This is a genomic window from Enterobacter ludwigii, assembly GCF_001750725.1.
Taxonomy (GTDB): Bacteria; Pseudomonadota; Gammaproteobacteria; order Enterobacterales; family Enterobacteriaceae; genus Enterobacter; species Enterobacter ludwigii.
Map to the genome: position 1 here is coordinate 2,651,774 of NZ_CP017279.1, position 18,902 is coordinate 2,670,675.

17 protein-coding genes are annotated in these 18,902 nt (G+C 56.7%); 4 read left to right on the top strand and 13 right to left on the bottom strand.

All coding sequences use genetic code 11. From position 1 onward, the window contains the following. Positions 1-4: 4 nt before the first annotated feature. The 9 genes from cysM to BH714_RS12470 all read right to left on the bottom strand — a co-directional run bounded on the left by cysM (position 5) and on the right by BH714_RS12470 (position 7,502). Entirely contained in the window at positions 5-916 is a 912-nt protein-coding gene (gene cysM, locus BH714_RS12430) for a cysteine synthase CysM (protein ID WP_014171089.1), read from the bottom strand. Between the two features lie 112 nt (positions 917-1,028). Further along, a complete protein-coding gene (cysA, locus tag BH714_RS12435; protein WP_014171090.1) occupies positions 1,029-2,123 on the bottom strand; it encodes a sulfate/thiosulfate ABC transporter ATP-binding protein CysA in 1,095 nt (364 codons plus the stop codon). After that, positions 2,113-2,988: a sulfate/thiosulfate ABC transporter permease CysW gene (cysW, locus tag BH714_RS12440; protein WP_040018094.1), complete on the bottom strand. Its 876-nt coding sequence runs from the start codon at positions 2,986-2,988 to the stop codon at positions 2,113-2,115. Before cysW ends, cysA begins: the two co-directional genes overlap by 11 nt. Then, complete coding sequence (gene cysT / locus BH714_RS12445; protein WP_020883084.1) at positions 2,988-3,821, bottom strand: sulfate/thiosulfate ABC transporter permease CysT; 834 nt, start codon at positions 3,819-3,821, stop codon at positions 2,988-2,990. Before cysT ends, cysW begins: the two co-directional genes overlap by 1 nt. Beyond that, the gene (gene cysP, locus BH714_RS12450; protein WP_014171093.1) at positions 3,821-4,834 is read right to left on the bottom strand and encodes a thiosulfate/sulfate ABC transporter substrate-binding protein CysP; all 1,014 of its coding nucleotides are present in this window, start codon (positions 4,832-4,834) and stop codon (positions 3,821-3,823) included. Before cysP ends, cysT begins: the two co-directional genes overlap by 1 nt. Before the next feature lie 175 nt (positions 4,835-5,009). Continuing rightward, positions 5,010-5,909 (bottom strand): Dyp-type peroxidase, encoded by a 900-nt coding sequence (locus BH714_RS12455; protein WP_040018095.1) that lies wholly within the window; start codon positions 5,907-5,909, stop codon positions 5,010-5,012. Between the two features lie 92 nt (positions 5,910-6,001). Next, positions 6,002-6,577, bottom strand: coding sequence for an RpoE-regulated lipoprotein (locus tag BH714_RS12460; protein ID WP_020883081.1), 576 nt, complete (start codon positions 6,575-6,577; stop codon positions 6,002-6,004). A 63-nt stretch (positions 6,578-6,640) separates the two neighbouring features. Next, positions 6,641-7,090 carry a DUF2919 domain-containing protein gene (locus BH714_RS12465; protein ID WP_040018096.1) on the bottom strand — a complete coding sequence of 150 codons (450 nt, stop codon included), beginning with the start codon at positions 7,088-7,090 and terminating at the stop codon, positions 6,641-6,643. Then, positions 7,077-7,502: a GNAT family acetyltransferase gene (locus BH714_RS12470; RefSeq protein ID WP_020883079.1), complete on the bottom strand. Its 426-nt coding sequence runs from the start codon at positions 7,500-7,502 to the stop codon at positions 7,077-7,079. Before BH714_RS12470 ends, BH714_RS12465 begins: the two co-directional genes overlap by 14 nt. A 212-nt stretch (positions 7,503-7,714) precedes the next feature. Between BH714_RS12470 and amiA the strand changes: the two genes are divergently transcribed. Both amiA and hemF read left to right on the top strand, forming a co-directional pair. Continuing rightward, positions 7,715-8,590, top strand: a complete 876-nt coding sequence (gene amiA / locus BH714_RS12475; RefSeq protein WP_040018097.1) for an N-acetylmuramoyl-L-alanine amidase AmiA — start codon at positions 7,715-7,717, stop codon at positions 8,588-8,590. Continuing rightward, positions 8,590-9,489, top strand: a complete 900-nt coding sequence (hemF, locus tag BH714_RS12480) for an oxygen-dependent coproporphyrinogen oxidase (RefSeq protein WP_025203494.1) — start codon at positions 8,590-8,592, stop codon at positions 9,487-9,489. The genes amiA and hemF overlap by 1 nt, the downstream gene beginning before the upstream one ends. Before the next feature lie 18 nt (positions 9,490-9,507). Here the strand turns inward: hemF and maeB are convergent, their stop codons facing one another. Then, a complete protein-coding gene (gene maeB / locus BH714_RS12485; protein ID WP_014171100.1) occupies positions 9,508-11,787 on the bottom strand; it encodes an NADP-dependent oxaloacetate-decarboxylating malate dehydrogenase in 2,280 nt (759 codons plus the stop codon). A 290-nt stretch (positions 11,788-12,077) separates the two neighbouring features. Between maeB and tal the strand changes: the two genes are divergently transcribed. Together tal and tkt are read left to right on the top strand one after the other, a co-directional pair. Further along, positions 12,078-13,028, top strand: coding sequence for a transaldolase (tal, locus tag BH714_RS12490; RefSeq protein WP_014171101.1), 951 nt, complete (start codon positions 12,078-12,080; stop codon positions 13,026-13,028). 19 nt (positions 13,029-13,047) lie between these two features. Continuing rightward, the gene (gene tkt / locus BH714_RS12495; protein WP_020883077.1) at positions 13,048-15,036 is read left to right on the top strand and encodes a transketolase; all 1,989 of its coding nucleotides are present in this window, start codon (positions 13,048-13,050) and stop codon (positions 15,034-15,036) included. Here tkt and BH714_RS12500 read toward each other — a convergent pair. From BH714_RS12500 to aegA, 3 genes are all read right to left on the bottom strand, one after another. Continuing rightward, entirely contained in the window at positions 15,033-16,076 is a 1,044-nt protein-coding gene (locus BH714_RS12500; RefSeq protein WP_040018099.1) for a DUF1176 domain-containing protein, read from the bottom strand. The two genes, tkt and BH714_RS12500, sit on opposite strands and share 4 nt — an antisense overlap. A 108-nt stretch (positions 16,077-16,184) precedes the next feature. Next, positions 16,185-16,775, bottom strand: coding sequence for a GDP-mannose pyrophosphatase NudK (nudK, locus tag BH714_RS12505; RefSeq protein ID WP_040018102.1), 591 nt, complete (start codon positions 16,773-16,775; stop codon positions 16,185-16,187). Positions 16,776-16,842: 67 nt separating this feature from the next. Further along, positions 16,843-18,819 carry a formate-dependent uric acid utilization protein AegA gene (gene aegA / locus BH714_RS12510; RefSeq protein WP_069973206.1) on the bottom strand — a complete coding sequence of 659 codons (1,977 nt, stop codon included), beginning with the start codon at positions 18,817-18,819 and terminating at the stop codon, positions 16,843-16,845. Positions 18,820-18,902: the final 83 nt, after the last annotated feature.

The window sequence follows — 18,902 nt, forward strand, 5'->3', positions numbered from 1 at the left end:
ACGCTTAAATCCCCGCCCCCTGCGTATAACTCTCTTCACCAAAGACGCCGGTAGAAAGATAGCGATCGCCGCGGTCGCAGATAATCGCCACCACGACAGCCCCGGGATGTGCCTGCGCAACACGCAATGCTCCCGCTACCGCGCCACCCGAGCTGACCCCGCAGAAGATACCTTCACGCACGGCCAGTTCACGCATCGTATTCTCCGCCTCGCGTTGATGAATATCCAGCACCTGATCCACCAGCTGGGCGTTATAAATGCCCGGCATGTATTCCGCCGGCCAGCGGCGAATACCCGGTATGCTGCTCCCCTCTTCCGGCTGCAGACCCACAATCGTTACCGCCTTTTCCTGCTCGCGCAGAAAACGGGATACGCCGGTAATGGTGCCTGTCGTGCCCATGCTGGAGACGAAGTGAGTGATGCGCCCGTTGGTCTGCTGCCAGATTTCCGGACCGGTAGTGGTGTAGTGAGCGTACGGGTTATCCGGGTTATTAAACTGATCGAGCAGTTTGCCTTCACCGCGTTCGGCCATGGCTAGCGCCAGGTCGCGCGCCCCTTCCATCCCCTCTTCTTTAGAGACCAGAATCAGTTCGGCACCATAGGCGCGCATCGCCGCACGGCGCTCCTGGCTCATGTTATCGGGCATCAGCAACGTCATGCGATAGCCTTTCAGCGCGGCAATCATCGCCAGCGCAATACCGGTGTTACCGCTGGTGGCTTCAATCAGCACGTCGCCGGGCTGAATTTCACCGCGTTTTTCGGCCTGCACAATCATGGAGAGCGCAGCCCGGTCCTTCACCGAACCGGCAGGGTTATTGCCTTCGAGTTTGACCCAGATTTCGCTGCCGTTGTCCGGCCCCATGCGCTGAAGTTTGACCAGAGGGGTGTTGCCGATGGTGTGTTCTAATGTGTTCAAGATCGCTGTCCAATAAAAAGCCCGGTGGCGCGCAGCGCTCCGGGCATACGGAGATCATATTCCAGACCGGCTAAGCGCAGCGCCTCCGGTCAAACTACGTGTCATTAACCTATCAGGCTGACTCCGCCAGAGCAATATCCTCGCGCGTCTCTATGCGCTCATTGCCATGATAAATACGGGCATGCTGCAGCCCAACAAACAGGCGTTCGCCCCGGTACGGCGGCTCGTCATCACGCATCACCACCGTCAGCGGCTCGGTATACCAGCCCAGCGGCTGTACCACCAATTGGGTGTAGTGCCCTTTAGGGCTAGCTTCCAGCACCTGCACCGGCAGCGGTGAATCCAGACTCGTCCGGCGGCTCACGTCCACTTCCCAGGGACGCAGGAACAGATCGACCGGCCCCTGATGTGCGGAGGTGTATCCCAGCGGCCAGCGGTGTGCGCCCACGTGGAATTGCCCACCGCGGATGGTGCCCTGCAGCCGGTTAACTTCGCCCATAAACTCGAGGACAAATCGGGTCGCCGGTTCACGCCAGAGCTGCTCTGGTTCATCAACCTGCTCGATGTTCCCCTGGCTCATCACCACCACGCGGTCTGCGACTTCCATCGCCTCTTCCTGATCGTGGGTGACGAAGACGCTGGTGAATTTCAGCTCTTCATGCAGCTGACGCAGCCAGCGGCGTAACTCTTTACGCACCTGCGCATCCAGCGCGCCAAACGGCTCATCCAGCAGCAGAATTTGCGGCTCAACGGCCAGGGCCCGCGCCAGCGCAACGCGCTGCTTCTGGCCGCCGGAAAGCTGCGCCGGGAAGCGGTCAGCCAGATGCGCAAGCTGTACCATCTCCAGCAGTTTGGTCACTTTCGCTTTGATGGTGGCCGCATCCGGACGCTCGCGGCGAGGCAGCACGGTCAGACCGAAAGCGATGTTATCGAACACGGTCATATGGCGGAACAGGGCGTAATGCTGGAACACAAAGCCCACTTTACGGTCGCGGGCGTGCAAACGGCTTACGTCGGTACCGTGAAAACGAATATGTCCGCTGGTCTGATGCTCAAGCCCGGCGATAATGCGCAGCAGCGTGGTTTTACCCGAGCCAGACGGCCCGAGCAGTGCCACCATTTGTCCGGAAGGGATATCCAGCGAGATATCATTCAGCACCTGGGTGCGACCAAAAGACTTCTTAATATTGGCAATCTCAATGCTCATGATTTCCCTCCTGGTGCTGACGTTTTTCCTGGTTCTCTAAACGCCACTGCACCACACTCTTCAAAAACAGGGTCAAAATCGCCATCAGCGTCAGTAACGCTGCGGCAGTAAAGGAACCGACGGTGTTGTAGTCCTGTTCCAGTAATTCAATTTGTAACGGTAACGACAGCGTTTCGCCGCGGATGGAGCCCGAGACGACCGAAACTGCACCGAACTCGCCAATGGCGCGGGCATTGGTCAGCACGACGCCGTAGAGCAGCGCCCAGCGAATATTCGGCAGCGTCACGCGGCGGAACATCTGCCAGCCGGATGCGCCCAGCAGAATTGCCGCTTCGTCTTCATTGCTGCCCTGGCTTAACATCACCGGGACCAGTTCGCGCACCACAAACGGACAGGTTACAAACACCGTGACCAGCACCATGCCCGGCCAGGCAAACATGACCTGCAGGTTATGCTCATCCAGCCAGCCGCCCAGCGGGCCGTTAGAGCCGTAGAAGAGCAGATAAACCAGACCGGCCACTACCGGCGACACGGCAAACGGGATATCCAGCAGGGTCAGCAGCAGCTGACGTCCCGGGAAGTTAAAGCGCGTTACCAGCCAGGCCAGCAGCGTACCGAACACCAGGTTGACCGGCACCGTGATAAGCGCAATCAGTACGGTTAGCCAGATGGCGTGCAGCATATCCGGGTTCGCCAGGTTTTCCAGCGCGGGCATCACCCCCTTGCTGAACGCCTGAACAAAAATATAAATCGTCGGCACGACGAGAATGAAAGCGGACACCAGCACGCCCGTACCAATCAGAAACCATTTTCCCCAGTTGATACGGGGAGCATCGTATCGCTTCAATTGAGTAACTTCCGCCATCAGTGACCTACCACGCGTCGACCAAAGCGACTTTGCAGAGTGTTAATTGAGTAGAGCAGCAGCAGCGATGCGGCAAGAATGACCGAGGCAATTGCGCTCGCCGCCGGGTAATCAAACTCCTGCAAGCGGATAAAAATCATCAGCGAGGTGACTTCGGTTTTCCACGCAATGTTCCCGGCAATGAAAATAACCGCGCCGAACTCACCGAGGCTACGGGTAAACGACAGCGCGATACCGGCCAGCAGCGCCGGAGAAAGCTCAGGCAGGACGACCTTGCGGAAGCTCTGCCAGCGCGTGGCACCCAGCGTTTCCGCCGCTTCTTCGTATTCAGGGCCTAATTCTTCGAGCACTGGCTGCACGGTGCGTACAACAAAAGGAATGCTGGTAAACGCCATCGCGACCGCGATACCGAGCCAGGTATAGGTCACTTTGATATCAAGCTTCGCCAGCCACTCACCGTAAAACCCGTTCACGGAAAAGAGCGAGGCAAGGGTTAAGCCCGCCACCGCCGTCGGCAGCGCAAACGGCAGGTCCATTAACGCGTCGAGCAGCGTACGGCCCGGGAAACGGTAGCGGGTTAAGATCCACGCCATCAGCAGGCCAAAGGCCCCGTTAAAAATGGACGCCACAAACGCCGACAGCAGCGTCACCTTATAGGCTGCGACGACCTGCGGGTTGGTTATCACTTCCCAGTACTGCGCCCAGCTCATTTGCGCAAGCTGCATCACCAGCGCGCTGAGCGGTAACAATAAGATCAGGCAGACGAACAGCAGGCTGGTCCCGAGGCTTAAGGTAAAGCCCGGCAGCACGCGTCTGGTAGAGACTGCAAACATTACTTACGCCCCGCCGCCAGCAATTTGTCTAACTCACCGCCGCTGGCAAAATGCGTTTTCATGACATCAGGCCAGGAGCCGAAATGGTCTTCCACGCGGAACAGCTCGGTCTGCGGGAATTTATCCTTCAGTTTGTTCATCACATCCGGGTTATTCACGCGGTAGTAGTAATCGGTAATGATCGTCTGCGCCTGTGGGCTGTACAGGTAGTTGAGGTAAGCTTTTGCCGCTTTCTCTGTGCCGTTGGATTGCACGTTTTTATCTACCCACGCTACCGGGAACTCGGCGAGGATATTGGTTTTCGGGATAACGACCTCGAAACCCTGCGCCTCGTACTGTTTGCGGATATTATTCACTTCCGACTCAAAGCTGATCAGCACATCGCCCAGGCCGCGCTCTGCAAAGGTCGTGGTCGCACCGCGACCGCCGGTATCAAACACCTCGACGTTTTTCAGAAACTGGGTCATGAACTGCTCGGTTTTCGCTTTATCGTTACCGTCAGCTTTGTCCGCCGCGCCCCACGCTGCCAGATAGGTATAACGCGCGTTACCGGAGGTTTTTGGATTCGGGAAAATCAGCTTCACGTCGGAACGCACCAGGTCATTCCAGTCGTGGATATTTTTCGGGTTGCCCTTACGCACCAGGAAACCCATGGTGGAGTAGAACGGTGAGCTGTTGTTCGGCAAACGACTCTGCCAGTCAGCGGCGATCAGCTTGCCTTTGTCGTGCAGGATCTGCACGTCAGTGACCTGGTTATAGGTCACCACATCCGCTTTCAGCCCCTGGAGAATGGCCAGCGCCTGCTTGGACGACCCTGCGTGTGACTGTTTAATGGTCAGCTTGTCGCCGTTGTTGTCTTTCGCCCACTGCTGTTCAAACGGTGGGTTAAGGGCGGCAAACAGCTCGCGGGAAACATCATACGAACTGTTCAGCAGCTCAGTAGCCTGCGCCTGTGCCACCAGCAGCAAACCTGCCAGTGCCAGCGATCCTTTTTTCAGTACAGTAACGGCCATTGCGCACCCTTATAAATGTGATGACTATCTTATAGTCATAATATTTATAACGAGGACGAAAGGAGTAACGGTTTTATATACCGTTTGGTGATTTACAAGCAGAAAAGAGAATAAGGGTGCAGCCCGTCGTGGTCCGCACCCCAGCCCTCTCCGTGCGGGAGAGGGTGGAAAGCACTTACAGCGCCAGCAGACGCTCGACGGACGGGGCGAAGTAGTAGCCGCCGGTCACCGGTTTGGTGAAGCGCAGCATGGCGTCACGCTTGCCGTCGGTATCGCCAAACATGCTCAGCAGCTGCTGTTCGATGTTATGCAGGCGCGCGCAGTACGCACAGAAGTAAAGACCGTGGGTACCGCTTGCTGTGCCGTATGGCAGGCTCTGGCGAACAATCTTCAGACCTTTCCCGTCTTCCTTAAGGTCAACGCGGCTCAGGTGAGAGGTGACAGGACGGGCATCGCCGTCGATCTCTTCGTTGGCCTCTTTCGTACGGCCAATCATCATCTCCTGGTCATGCACGCTCATGCGGTTCAGCTGCTTGAGGTTGTGCTCCCAGCGCTGGACGAACACATAGCTGCCGCCCGCGTCGACACCGTCTTTGATCACCGCCACTTCACGACGCGTCTCTTCACCCGCCGGGTTTTCAGTTCCGTCAACGAAGCCGCTCAGGTCGCGTTCTTCCACCCAACGGAAACCGTGGATCTCTTCCTGAACGTCAATGCTGTCACCAAAAGCCGCAACCGCCGCCTGGGCAACGGAGAAGTTCACATCATGACGCAGCGAGAGAATGTGGATCAGCACGTCGAACTGCGTTGCGGGTGCCAGGCCTTTACCGTAAGAGATAAAATCCTTCAGCTCTTCGGCACCTTCGCCACCGCTCAGTTGACGCCAGACGTTATGACCAAAGGCAACGACCGCGCCCAGATGGGCATCCGGGAATTTGGCCTGGAAGGTGGCCAGCTTATCAACGAACGCTTTACTGGCCGCACGCAGGGCATCCACATCCCCTTTAACATTGGCTTCAATCCAAATCGCCGCGCGGCAATGTTCTGGCAAAATGCCACTCTGAACCTGAGACATCGCTCCTCCTGAAATAAAGATGCCACGTCAGCGTGGCATTGATGGCGGCTATTATACCCGTATTTCAGCGAGACGGTTTGTTCAGGCGCAAATTACTGCTTCCAGATAATTTTGCTCACTTTCCAGCTTTTCAGCGTGTCGTCAGACGGCATTAAACCTTCCGGACCACTCCAGGTACCGGTGAAGAGATAGCTGATATGCTGGCTGCCCTGCGCTTTACATTCCACCGCCACGCCGTCGTCAGACGGGGCACTGGTGCAGTTGCCGAAGGCCTGTTTATAGAGTTCGCTAAACGGGGTTCCCACTTTCACACCGCTTTCGGTTGGGATGTCGTCGTCCATCACAGCAATGCGGTTTACCGTGCCTTTATCACCGTTAATCACCAGCGCCAGCGTGTCACCCTTCAGCGCTTCGAAATAACGCACGATATTGCCGTTTTCTGTTTTCATACCGCTGCGCAGGCGATAACCGCCACCCAGTGCATCCTGAAGGGCGTCCTGATCCAGCGCCGTCGCGGCGGTAATTTTCCCCACGCCCTGCTCGGTCACTTCCGTTGAAGAGCCAAACCAGTTCCACGGATAGGCCGCAGACCAGTTAATTGATGAGAGCGTTGAACAGCCGGTTAACGCCAGCGGGAGAGCGCATAAAAGTAAACGCAGCGATTTCATTGAAACGTCCTTACGTGTTAAATCAACGCTTGTTGGAGTGCGGTATCGGCAAAAAGTGCCAGGTTAATCTTCCTGATGCGTAAAACAGGCGCGAAGGCGGGGATTCGTCAGCAGCCACAGCAGCGCCACGATATCCGCTACGACCAGCGCAATACCGATACCCGTAAGCGGTTCACCGTTCCACCAGAGCACCGGTTGCCAGACGAGCAGCGCAAACTGAGCGAGGATCAGCAGCCAGCGAAGCGCACCCCACAGGCGCGGGATCGTATGCCGTCGCCCGCTGCATAAAAACGCCACCACCGCCGGCACGCCCGGCAGCAAGCCGAGCCAGAAGGCATCGTGATCGGGATAGAAGAGCGTCAGAAGGGTATCGCCCTGCCCGCGCGACGCGGCGGCCATCACAAACAGCACCCAGGTACGGGCCTGCAGCAGCAAAACGCACCAGAACAAAAAGGGCAGCCTGACACGCCCTTGCGCATCATAATCTGCCGGATGGATCTCAGTACTCTTCATCTTCTATCAGGCGCTTACCTAAGCTCAGTACGTCCGCGTGTTCATAACCCAGACGTTCATACATGCCCAGCACCACGTCGTTATCTTCCCGCACCATGATCTGAATCTTCGGGCAGCCGCGGGCAATGAGTTTCTTTTCCAGCCGATTGAGCAGCGCATTGGCGATGCCGCGCGCACGAAATTCCGGGTGCACGCCCAGATAATAGGCCGAGCCGCGATGGCCGTCGTACCCGCCCATCACTGTTCCCACCACCTCGCCGTTGACTTCTGCAACCAGAAACAGACTGACGTCGTGATTCAGCTTACGTTCAATATCCATTTCCGGATCGTTCCACGGACGCAGCAGATCGCAGCGCTCCCAAAGGGTGATCACCTCTTCGAAATCTTCCTGGCGAAAAACGCGTATCTCCATGGTATTAACCGCCTTTTCGGGTTTAAAAACAGTGATTATGGCGTGAACATCGCGTTTAGCCAATAACCGGGGAAAAACTCGCCAAAATTTGGCATAATGTCACTTTGTCACGTATTGAAATGAAAAGTAAAACAATTCTCAATAAGGACTGTCGTAACGCTAATCACGATACGATATAACACCAGGACCCCAATTTTTACAATTCAGGCCGCATGAGCACATTCAAACCATTAAAAGCACTCACATCGCGTCGTCAGGTTCTCAAAGCGGGGCTGGCGGCCTTAACGTTAACGGGCATCGCACAGCAGGCTCAGGCTAAAGAAGAGAGGACGCTCAAAACCAGTAACGGACACAGTAAACCGAAATCGAAAAAGCCGGGCGCGAAGCGTCTGGTCATGCTGGACCCCGGTCACGGCGGAATTGATACCGGCGCTATTGGTAAAAACGGTGCGAAAGAAAAGCATGTCGTGTTAGCGATTGCAAAAAATGTGCGCGCAATTTTACGCAGCAATGGCATTGACGCCCGCCTGACGCGTTCTGGCGACACGTTTATTCCGCTGTACGACCGCGTAGAGATCGCCCACCAGCACGGTGCCGATCTGTTTATGTCGATTCACGCGGACGGTTTTACCAACCCGTCGGCGGCGGGAGCTTCGGTGTTCGCCCTCTCCAACCGTGGGGCGAGTAGCGCCATGGCGAAATATCTCTCCGATCGTGAAAACCGGGCGGATGAGGTTGCGGGGAAAAAAGCCACCGACAAAGATCATCTGTTACAGCAGGTGCTGTTTGACCTCGTTCAGACGGACACTATTAAAAACAGCCTGACGCTCGGCTCGCATATTCTGAAGAAGATTAAACCGGTGCATCGCCTGCACAGCAGGAGCACCGAACAGGCGGCGTTCGTGGTGCTTAAGTCGCCGTCAATTCCGTCCGTGCTGGTGGAGACGTCGTTCATCACCAACCCGGAGGAAGAGCGCCTGCTCGGCACCACCGCGTTTCGCCAGAAGATCGCCAACGCCATCGCCTCAGGCATAATCAGTTACTTCAACTGGTTCGATAACCAGAAAGCGCACTCCAGGAAACGTTGATGAAACCCAATGCACAGCTGGTAAAAACATTCCTGCTGCAGCTGCAGGATGAGATTTGCCAGAAACTGGCCGCCGCAGATGGCGGTGAATTTCAGGAAGATAGCTGGCAGCGCGAAGCCGGTGGCGGCGGACGCAGCCGCGTGCTGCGTAACGGTGGCATCTTTGAGCAGGCTGGCGTCAATTTTTCCCACGTCCACGGAGACGCGATGCCTGCTTCCGCCACGGCCCATCGACCAGAACTGGCAGGCCGCAGTTTCGAAGCAATGGGCGTATCGCTGGTGGTTCATCCGCACAACCCGTATGTGCCGACCAGCCATGCCAACGTGCGCTTTTTTATTGCTGAAAAACCCGGGGCCGATCCGGTCTGGTGGTTTGGCGGCGGTTTTGACTTAACGCCCTACTACGGGTTTGAAGAAGATGCCGTGCACTGGCACACCACCGCACGCGATCTCTGTCAGCCGTTTGGGGACGACATCTACCCGAAATTTAAAAAATGGTGCGATGACTATTTTTATCTGAAGCACCGCGATGAGCAGCGCGGCATTGGCGGGCTGTTCTTTGACGATCTCAACACGCCAGATTTTGATACCGCGTTCAGCTTTATGCGGGCGGTAGGTGAAGGGTATACCGGGGCCTATCTGCCGATCGTGGCGCGGCGTAAAGATACCGACTACGGCGTGCGCGAGCGCGAGTTCCAGCTTTACCGCCGTGGTCGCTACGTAGAGTTCAACCTGGTATGGGATCGCGGTACGCTGTTTGGCCTTCAGACCGGCGGGCGCACGGAGTCCATTTTGATGTCGATGCCGCCGCTGGTTCGCTGGGAGTACAGCTACGAACCAAAAGAAGGCAGCCCGGAGGCTGCCCTGAAAGACTTTATTACGATTCGGGACTGGGTGTAATACCGGCAGGCGCAGCGCTTACAGCGGCTGCGTCTGCGCTTCAACCACCGCCAGTGCTACCATATTCACGATACGACGCACCGAAGCAATCGGCGTCAACACGTGCACTGGCTTCGCCACGCCCATCAGCACCGGTCCTACGGTGACCCCTTCAGAGCTGGAGACACGCAGCAGGTTGTAACTGATGCGGGCCGCTTCCACGTTCGGCATAATCAGCACGTTTGCAGAACCTTTCAGCGGGCTGTCCGGCATGCGTTCGTTACGAATGCTCTCCACCAGCGCAGCATCACCGTGCATCTCGCCGTCAATCATCAGTTCCGGCGCACGCTGGCGAACCAGCTCCAGCGTCTGGCGCATTTTGCACGCCGCCGCTGATTTCGACGAACCGAAGTTGGAGTGCGACAGCAGCGCCACCTTCGGTTCAATCCCAAAGCGACGCACGGTTTCTGCCGCCATCACGGTGATCTCCGCCAGCTCTTCCGGGCTCGGATCGTCGTTAACGTAGGTGTCGGCAATAAAGGTGTTGCCGCTTGGCAGCAGCAGCGCGTTCATCGCCCCGGCGGTGTGGACCCCTTCGCGATAGCCGAAGATCTCCTGCACCACGCTGAAGTGCTCGTGGTAATCACCGATCGTGCCGCAGATCAACGCATCCGCTTCACCGCGGTGGACCATGATCGCCCCGATCACCGTCGTGTTGCTGATCACGGCCTTTTGCGCCTGCTCCTGGGTGATCCCGCGACGTTTCATGATCGCGTAGTATTCGTTCCAGTACTCTTTAAAGCGCGGATCGGATTCGTTATTAACGATCTCAAAATCCACACCCGCTTTGATCTGCAGCCCCAGCTTCTGGATACGCATCTCGATAACGCTCGGACGACCGATCAGGATTGGCTTCGCCAGACCTAAGGTGATCAGCTCCTGCGTGGCATGCAGAACGCGCGCCTCTTCCCCTTCCGCCAGCACCACGCGTTTCGCGTCGGCACGCGCCTGGGAGAAAATGGGCTTCATAAACAGGTTGGTTTTGTAGACAAACTCGGTGAGCTTATCGACGTAAGCATCGAAATCTTTGATGGGGCGCGTCGCCACGCCGGAGTCCATTGCCGCCTTAGCAACCGCCGGGGCGATTTTGACAATCAGACGCGGGTCGAATGGTTTTGGAATGATGTAGTCCGGGCCAAAGCTCAGATCCTGGTCACCATACGCCGAGGCGACCACTTCGCTCTGCTCGGCATGCGCCAGTTCCGCAATGGCATGAACGGCCGCGAGCTTCATCTCTTCGTTGATCGCCGTCGCGCCCACGTCCAGCGCCCCGCGGAAGATGAACGGGAAGCAGAGAACGTTGTTCACCTGGTTCGGGTAATCGGAACGACCGGTACAGATAATGGCATCTTCACGCACGGCTTTTGCCAGCGGCGGCAGAATTTCCGGTTCCGGGTTTGCCAGCGCCAGAATCATTGGCGCACGCGCCATTTTCTTCACCATCTCCTGGGTCAGCACTTTCGGGCCTGAACAGCCAAGGAAGATATCCGCGCCGTCAATTACGTCCTCCAGCGTGCGTTTACCGTCGTCTTCTACCGCGTAGGCCGCTTTGGTTTCCGCCATGTTCGGCTCACGGTCCTTGTAGATAACGCCTTTGGAGTCGCAGACCACAATGTTGTGCTTCTGCATGCCCAGCGCCACCAGCAGGTTCATACAGGCGATTGCCGCCGCGCCTGCGCCGGAAACCACCATACGCACGTCAGAGAGATTTTTCTCAACCACACGCAGACCGTTCAGAATGGCCGCGGTGCTGATAATCGCAGTACCGTGCTGGTCATCATGGAACACGGGAATGTTCATACGCTCGCGCAGTTTCTGCTCGATATAGAAACATTCCGGCGCTTTGATGTCTTCGAGGTTGATCCCACCGAAGGTCGGTTCCAGCGCGGCAACCACATTGATGAATTTATCAGGATCGAGCTCATCCACTTCGATATCGAACACGTCAATACCGGCAAATTTCTTGAACAGAACACCCTTGCCTTCCATCACGGGCTTACCGGCCAGCGCACCAATATTGCCTAATCCCAGCACCGCCGTCCCGTTAGAGATCACGGCGACCAGGTTGCCACGCGCGGTGTATTTATAGGCTGCCAGCGGATCTTTTTCGATTTCGAGGCACGGCGCCGCGACGCCGGGCGAATAGGCCAGCGCCAGATCGCGCTGAGTCGCCAGCGGTTTTGTCGGGGAGACCTGAATTTTACCTGGGACAGGGAACTCATGGAAATCGAGAGCACTCTGTTTTAACTGATCATCCATCTTATTTTTCCTTTCACGTATCGGTCAAAAGGGTGACGTTTGCGATCCTGAAGCACACCCTGGTGTGCCGCCTAGTATCGCCGCAGGCAGCCACATAAACTTTGAAGGCTGCCAAACTCTCACCATTGCAGAATAAAAATTGTTATCAATTTATAACAGCCATGTTACCCGTCTCAGAAAGCAATGCCTCCCCCGTCTGCTATGCTTTTTTGTTAAGTCCATCATGATTTTCGCAGAAGTGTGAACTAACGCACTCGAGTAACTCTTTTATTTCCAAGGAGTAATTATTTATGAACCAACTAGACGGCATCAAACAATTCACTACCGTGGTCGCCGACAGCGGTGATATCGAGTCGATTCGCCACTATCAGCCCGAAGATGCGACCACTAACCCTTCGCTGCTGCTCAAAGCGGCCGGTCTTGCTCATTTTAGTCATCTGATTGATGACGCTATCGACTACGGTAAACAGCGCGGTAAAACACAGGAGCAGCAGGTCGCCGAAGCGAGCGACAAGCTGGCCGTTAATTTCGGTGCGGAAATTCTGAAAAGCATCCCGGGACGCGTCTCTACCGAAGTGGACGCCCGCCTCTCCTTCGACCAGGAGAAGAGCATCACGAAAGCCCGCCGCCTGGTTGAGCTCTACCAGGAGCAGGGCATCGATAAATCGCGCATTCTGATTAAGCTGGCCTCAACCTGGGAAGGGATCCGCGCGGCGGAAGTTCTGGAAAAAGAGGGGATCCATTGCAACCTGACGTTGCTGTTCTCCTTTGCGCAGGCGCGCGCCTGTGCCGAAGCCGGCGTCTTCCTGGTGTCTCCGTTCGTCGGGCGAATCTATGACTGGTATCAGGCTAAACAGCCGATGGATCCGTACGTGGTGGATGAGGACCCGGGCGTGAAATCGGTGCGTAATATCTACGACTATTACAAACAGCACCGCTACGAAACCATCGTGATGGGCGCCAGCTTCCGCCGTACCGAGCAGATCCTCGCCCTGGCAGGCTGTGACCGCCTGACCATCTCCCCTAACCTGCTTAAAGAGCTGCAGGACAAAGAGGAGACGGTTATCCGCAAACTGGTGCCCACATCAACCGTTCTCCCCAAACCTAAAGCCATGACCGAAGCGGAATTCCGCTGGGAGCACAATCAGGACGCAATGGCCGTCGAAAAACTGGCGGAAGGCATCCGCCTGTTCGCCGTCGACCAGCGCAAACTTGAAGATCTTCTTGCCGCCAAACTTTAACCTTGCCACGGAGTGAATTATGTCCCGTAAAGAGCTAGCCAATGCCATTCGCGCCCTCAGCATGGATGCCGTGCAGAAAGCCAATTCCGGCCACCCTGGCGCCCCCATGGGCATGGCTGACATTGCCGAAGTGCTGTGGAATGATTTCCTGAAGCACAACCCGAACGACCCCAGCTGGTACGATCGTGACCGTTTTATTCTCTCTAACGGCCACGCCTCCATGCTGCTCTACAGCCTGCTGCACCTTTCCGGCTACGACCTGCCGCTATCCGAGTTAAAAAACTTCCGCCAGCTGCACTCAAAAACGCCGGGCCACCCGGAGATAGGCTATACGCCGGGTGTGGAGACCACCACCGGGCCGCTCGGCCAGGGGTTAGCCAACGCGGTCGGGCTGGCGATTGCCGAACGCACGCTGGCGGCGCAGTTTAACCAGCCAGACCACGAGATTGTCGATCACTACACTTATGTGTTTATGGGCGACGGCTGTCTGATGGAAGGGATTTCTCACGAAGTCTGTTCGCTGGCGGGCACGCTGGGGCTGGGCAAGCTGATCGGATTTTACGATCACAACGGTATCTCCATCGACGGGGAGACCAAAGGCTGGTTTACCGACGACACGGCAAAACGGTTTGAGGCCTACCACTGGCACGTAGTGCATGAAATTGACGGCCACGACCCAGAAGCGGTGAAAAAAGCGATTCAGGAAGCGCAAAGCGTGAAGGACAAACCGTCCCTGATCATCTGTCGCACCACCATCGGTTTCGGCTCACCGAACAAAGCGGGTAAAGAGGAAGCCCACGGCGCGGCGCTGGGTGAAGAAGAAGTGGCGCTGACCCGGCAGAAACTGGGCTGGAAATACCCGCCGTTTGAGATCCCGAAAGAGATCTACCGCGAGTGGGACGCCCGCGAAGAGGGTGAAAAAGCCCAGCACGCGTGGAATGAAAAATTTGCCGCCTATCAAAAAGCCCACCCGGAACTGGCCGCTGAATTCTCGCGCCGCATGAGCGGTGGCCTGCCGGAGGACTGGGAAGCGAAAACCCAGGCGCTGATTGAAAATCTGCAGTCTAACCCGGCGAAAATTGCCACCCGTAAGGCCTCGCAAAACACCCTCAACGCCATCGGCCCCCTCCTGCCCGAACTGCTGGGCGGCTCCGCGGATCTGGCTCCAAGTAACCTGACCATCTGGTCTGGCTCAAAATCGCTGAAAGAGGATATTGCCGGGAACTATATCCACTATGGGGTGCGTGAGTTCGGGATGACCGCCATTGCCAACGGCATCGCCCATCACGGCGGGTTTGTGCCCTACACCGCCACCTTCCTGATGTTCGTTGAGTACGCCCGTAACGCGGCGCGTATGGCGGCATTAATGAAAGCGCGGCAGATCATGGTCTACACCCACGATTCGATTGGTCTGGGTGAAGACGGTCCCACGCACCAGGCCGTTGAGCAGCTGGCGAGCCTGCGTTTGACGCCTAACTTCAGCACCTGGCGTCCGTGCGATCAGGTCGAAGCGGCGGTTGGCTGGAAGCTGGCGGTTGAGCGCCACACGGGGCCAACGGCATTAATTCTGTCGCGGCAAAACCTGGCCCAGATTGAACGCACGCCGGAGCAGGTAAAAAATATCGCCCGCGGCGGGTACATCCTGAAAGACAGCGGCGGCAAACCGGATGTCATCCTGATTGCTACCGGTTCTGAGGTGGAAATTACCGTGAAGGCCGCGGAAAAACTGACCGCCGAAGGTCATGCGGTACGCGTGGTATCCCTGCCGTCCACCGACATTTTTGATGCACAGGATGAGGCCTACCGTGAATCGGTCCTGCCCTCTAACGTCGCAGCCCGTGTGGCCGTCGAGGCGGGTATCGCCGACTACTGGTACAAATATGTCGGGCTGAAAGGCGCTATCGTCGGGATGCGTGGGTACGGCGAGTCGGCGCCTGCCGACAAGCTGTTCCCGTATTTTGGCTTTACCGTTGAGAATGTGGTTGAGAAGGCTCTGAGCGTAATTTAGCGCGTGATCCACAACGTGGGCCAGGCATCTGGCCCATTCCAGTTATCGCAGCTGGGCTCTTCTGCATAACGCACCAGGCGGAAACGCTGGCCGTCAAAACGCCAGCGCGTCTGGACCCCACAATCGCCAATACCGCGCCCCAGCGCGAGCGTAGTCAGCTCGCGCGTTTTCTCATCAAAGCGGGCATTCATCACTTCGATTTCACTGCTATCGTCTGCAGGGGTGAAAGGCAGACGCAGCCTTACTCTGCGGGAAGAAAACGGCTTTTTGCGCGATACCAGCCAGGCCAGATCGACCGTGTTATACGCCCCCGCCTCACAGCTAATAATCAGCAATGCTTTTTCATCGGTTAACGCGGTAACACGCACTTCCCGGCGGTTAGGATCGAGCGAGCACTGGCTGTTGTTCATCCGCCAGGTGCCATAATCCAGCAGGTCGTTCAATTCGGCGTGGGAGAGCGGCGTCGGCGTCGGATTGACTACCGCCACCTTTTTTAAGGCGGGTGCAGGCGGCACGCTTAACGGCGGATCGTCACCTTTTTTAATCCAGGCCGTTTCACTCCCGACACGTTTCTGCTGCGCGTCAATAAACAACAGCGCGGCTTTCAGGCCGTTCAGAGAGATAACCTGGTCACCGCCGCGCAAGGTCAGGGCTTTTCCTTCCTGGATATTTTTCAGAAACGCCGTGATGGTGGCGGCATCATCACTTTTCAGATGCCACGGGGTTAACTGCCAGTGCTGCCGATCCAGCTTGAGAGGAACCTTATCCAGCAACAACCGCGGCGCAATATCCGCTTCTTTCACGGCAGGGTCAGCAAGGCCGCCGAGATCGATACGCAGCGTAGCGTCGGTTTTCGCGCCGGCACTGCGGCTGAGCGTCATGACCAGCCCCCGGTGTTCACCGGTATTGCGTGCGAGGCAAAAATTCTGGTTATTGCAGGTCACCTGCCAGTCAGAAAATAATTGCTGGGCAGGCGCAGCCCACACCTGCGAGGAGGTGAGCACGCAAAACAGGCAGAGAAGAGAGACGCAATAGCGCATGAATGGCACAATCCCGGAACGAAAACGCTTAACTGGGCTGTATCTTCGTGTTCCCGCCCGGGTTGCTCAATCGGATTTATCGGATAGATTTATCCGAAATACATTCTATCACCGTTCGAGAGAGGCGTTCATCAGCCCGGTCGTTTGAAGATACTGTAGTAATATCACAGCTTTACCATCCCTGATTTCCCCGGCATGCATCATCTCCAGCGCCCGGGAAAACGGCAACTCCAGCACTTCAATATCTTCATCTTCCACGCCACCGCCGCGGTGAGTACGCTGCGCATCGCTGTATTCCGCGATGAAGAAGTGGACGATTTCCGTCACGCCGCCAGGAGACATAAACAGCTCGAAGACCTTTTTGACCTCTCCCACTTCAAAGCCAGTCTCTTCGACGGCCTCTTTGCGGATGCACACTTCCGGCTCGTCGTCATCAAGCAGGCCCGCACAGGTTTCAATCAACCTGCCGTCAGGGTTGCCATTGACCCATGTTGCTACCCTGAACTGACGGATCAGCACCACACTCTGCTTTTCACGGTTATAGAGCAAAATGGTGGCGCCATTGCCGCGGTCATAGACCTCGCGTTTATGGCGGATCACTTCACCGTTATTACGGGTTAAATCGTAAGTGATGTTACGCAGGACAAAGTAGTTTTCAGAAAGGATTTTGTCTTTGATAACGTCAATTTTCAGGGTCATACGGGCTCCACGACACAATGAGTCTTCCTATAGTACGCCGTGAAACCCGCTTTGTCGCCCGCCTGGTTTAGTGCATTTTCGGCACACTGACCTCAAGCCAGTCGAGGATCCCCCGCGCCGCATGACGCCCTTCCGCCATCGCCGTCACCACCAGATCAGCGCCGCGCACCGCATCACCGCCGGCGAAAATTTGCGGGTTAGACGTCTGGTAACGATAGCGGCTTTCCACCGAGGCAATGATTCGCCCCCAGTCATCGGTGTTGACGCCCTGACTCTCCAGCCAGGGCATGGCATGTGGGTTAAAGCCAAAAGCCATAATCACCGCATCGGCCGGCATGACAAACTCGCTGCCCTCCACCGGGACGGGTCGACGACGCCCCTGCGCATCCGGCTCTCCCATCCGGGTGCGCAGCATCCGGATGCCGTTAACCTTGCCGTCAGCAGCAAGGGTCAATTCAACGGGCTGGACGTTAAATTCAAATGCGGCTCCCTCTTCTTTCGCATTCTTCACCTCTTTTTTCGAGCCCGGCATATTGGCTTCATCCCGGCGATAGGCGCAGGTGACTTTTGCCGCGCCGTGACGTAACGCGGTGCGCACGCAGTCCATTGCGGTATCCCCCCCGCCCAGCACCACCACGTTGAGCCCACGGGTGTCGATAAACGGTTCGTTGGCCGTCGCGTCCAGCCCCATGACGTGGCGCGTGTTCCCCACCAGGAACGGCAACGCATCGTAGACACCCGGCGCATCTTCATGGGGGATGCCCGCTTTCATCGAACGATAGGTTCCCACGCCAATAAACAGGGCGTCGTAATCTGTTTGCAACTGAGACAACGACACATCGCTGCCCACGTCGCAGTTCAGCTCGAAGTGAACCCCCATCGCAGTAAAAATCTCTCTGCGTCGTGCGAGCAGGGATTTATCCAGCTTAAAGGCCGGAATGCCGAATGTCAGCAAGCCGCCGATTTCGGGATGCCTGTCATAGACCGTCACGCTCACCCCGCTGCGCACCAGCACATCCGCGCATGCCAGCCCGGCAGGCCCCGCGCCGATAATCGCGACGCGTTTTCCCACCGAAGAAACGCCAGACATATCCGGTCGCCAGCCCAACGCCAGCGCCTGGTCAGAGATGTAGCGCTCGAGGTTGCCAATGGTCACCGACCCTGACGCATCGCGCGCGGTGCAGGCACCTTCACATAACCTGTCCTGCGGGCAGACCCGGCCGGTAATTTCAGGTAAACAGTTGGTCTGATGAGAAAGTTCGACCGCGCCGAGGATGTCACCGGCGTTAATCCGTTCAATCCACTGCGGAATGTGGTTGTGCAGCGGGCAGGTCCATTCACATATGCTGTGCTCCCCGCATTTCAGGCAGCGCGATGCCTCGCGTCTGGCCTGTTCGGTCCGAAACGGCAGGTATATTTCATTGAAATGGCCAACCCGCTCTTCGGCAGCCAGTTTGTCGGGCTCGCCGCGTGGTGGTGTGTTGTGCATCTGCTGCAGTTTGGTGGGTGCCGTCTCCTCGCTGACTGCCTCACTGTGCCAGGGCTGCGCCTCCAGCCTGGCGGTGCGCTGACGGCGCGATTTTGCCAGGTTATCCAGCACGTCTGGCGTCGCCAGCGTCAGCACATCTGCCGGGCAATTTTCGATACAGGCCGGGCCCTGCGGGCGGGTCAGGCAGAGATCGCATTTATACGCCGAGGCTTTTGCACTGCCGTTGTCGAGTGGCGTAACGATAATCTCCATCGTGCCGAAGGGACAGGCAACCACGCAGGCTTTACAACCGATGCATTTTTGTTGATTCACCTGTACGCTGTCATCGCGTTTGCTGATGGCGCCGTTCGGGCAACTGAGTGCACACGGGGCATTTTCACAGTGGTGACAGGTGACGGGGCTGTTATGCGCGCCAGAGTTAAGGACCGTAATACGGGGATGGAAATGGCGCTTGCTCAGGACATGTTGCTCATCATTATGCGCCATTACGCAGGCAACTTCGCAGGCGTGGCACCTAATACATTGCTGGCTGTTAGCCATAATAAAACGATTCATAACGACACCTGTTTTTGGTTCAATAACCTTATTCTTTGTATGAATATGGTATTTACTCATCACAGCGTCGTCAGGCAATGTTC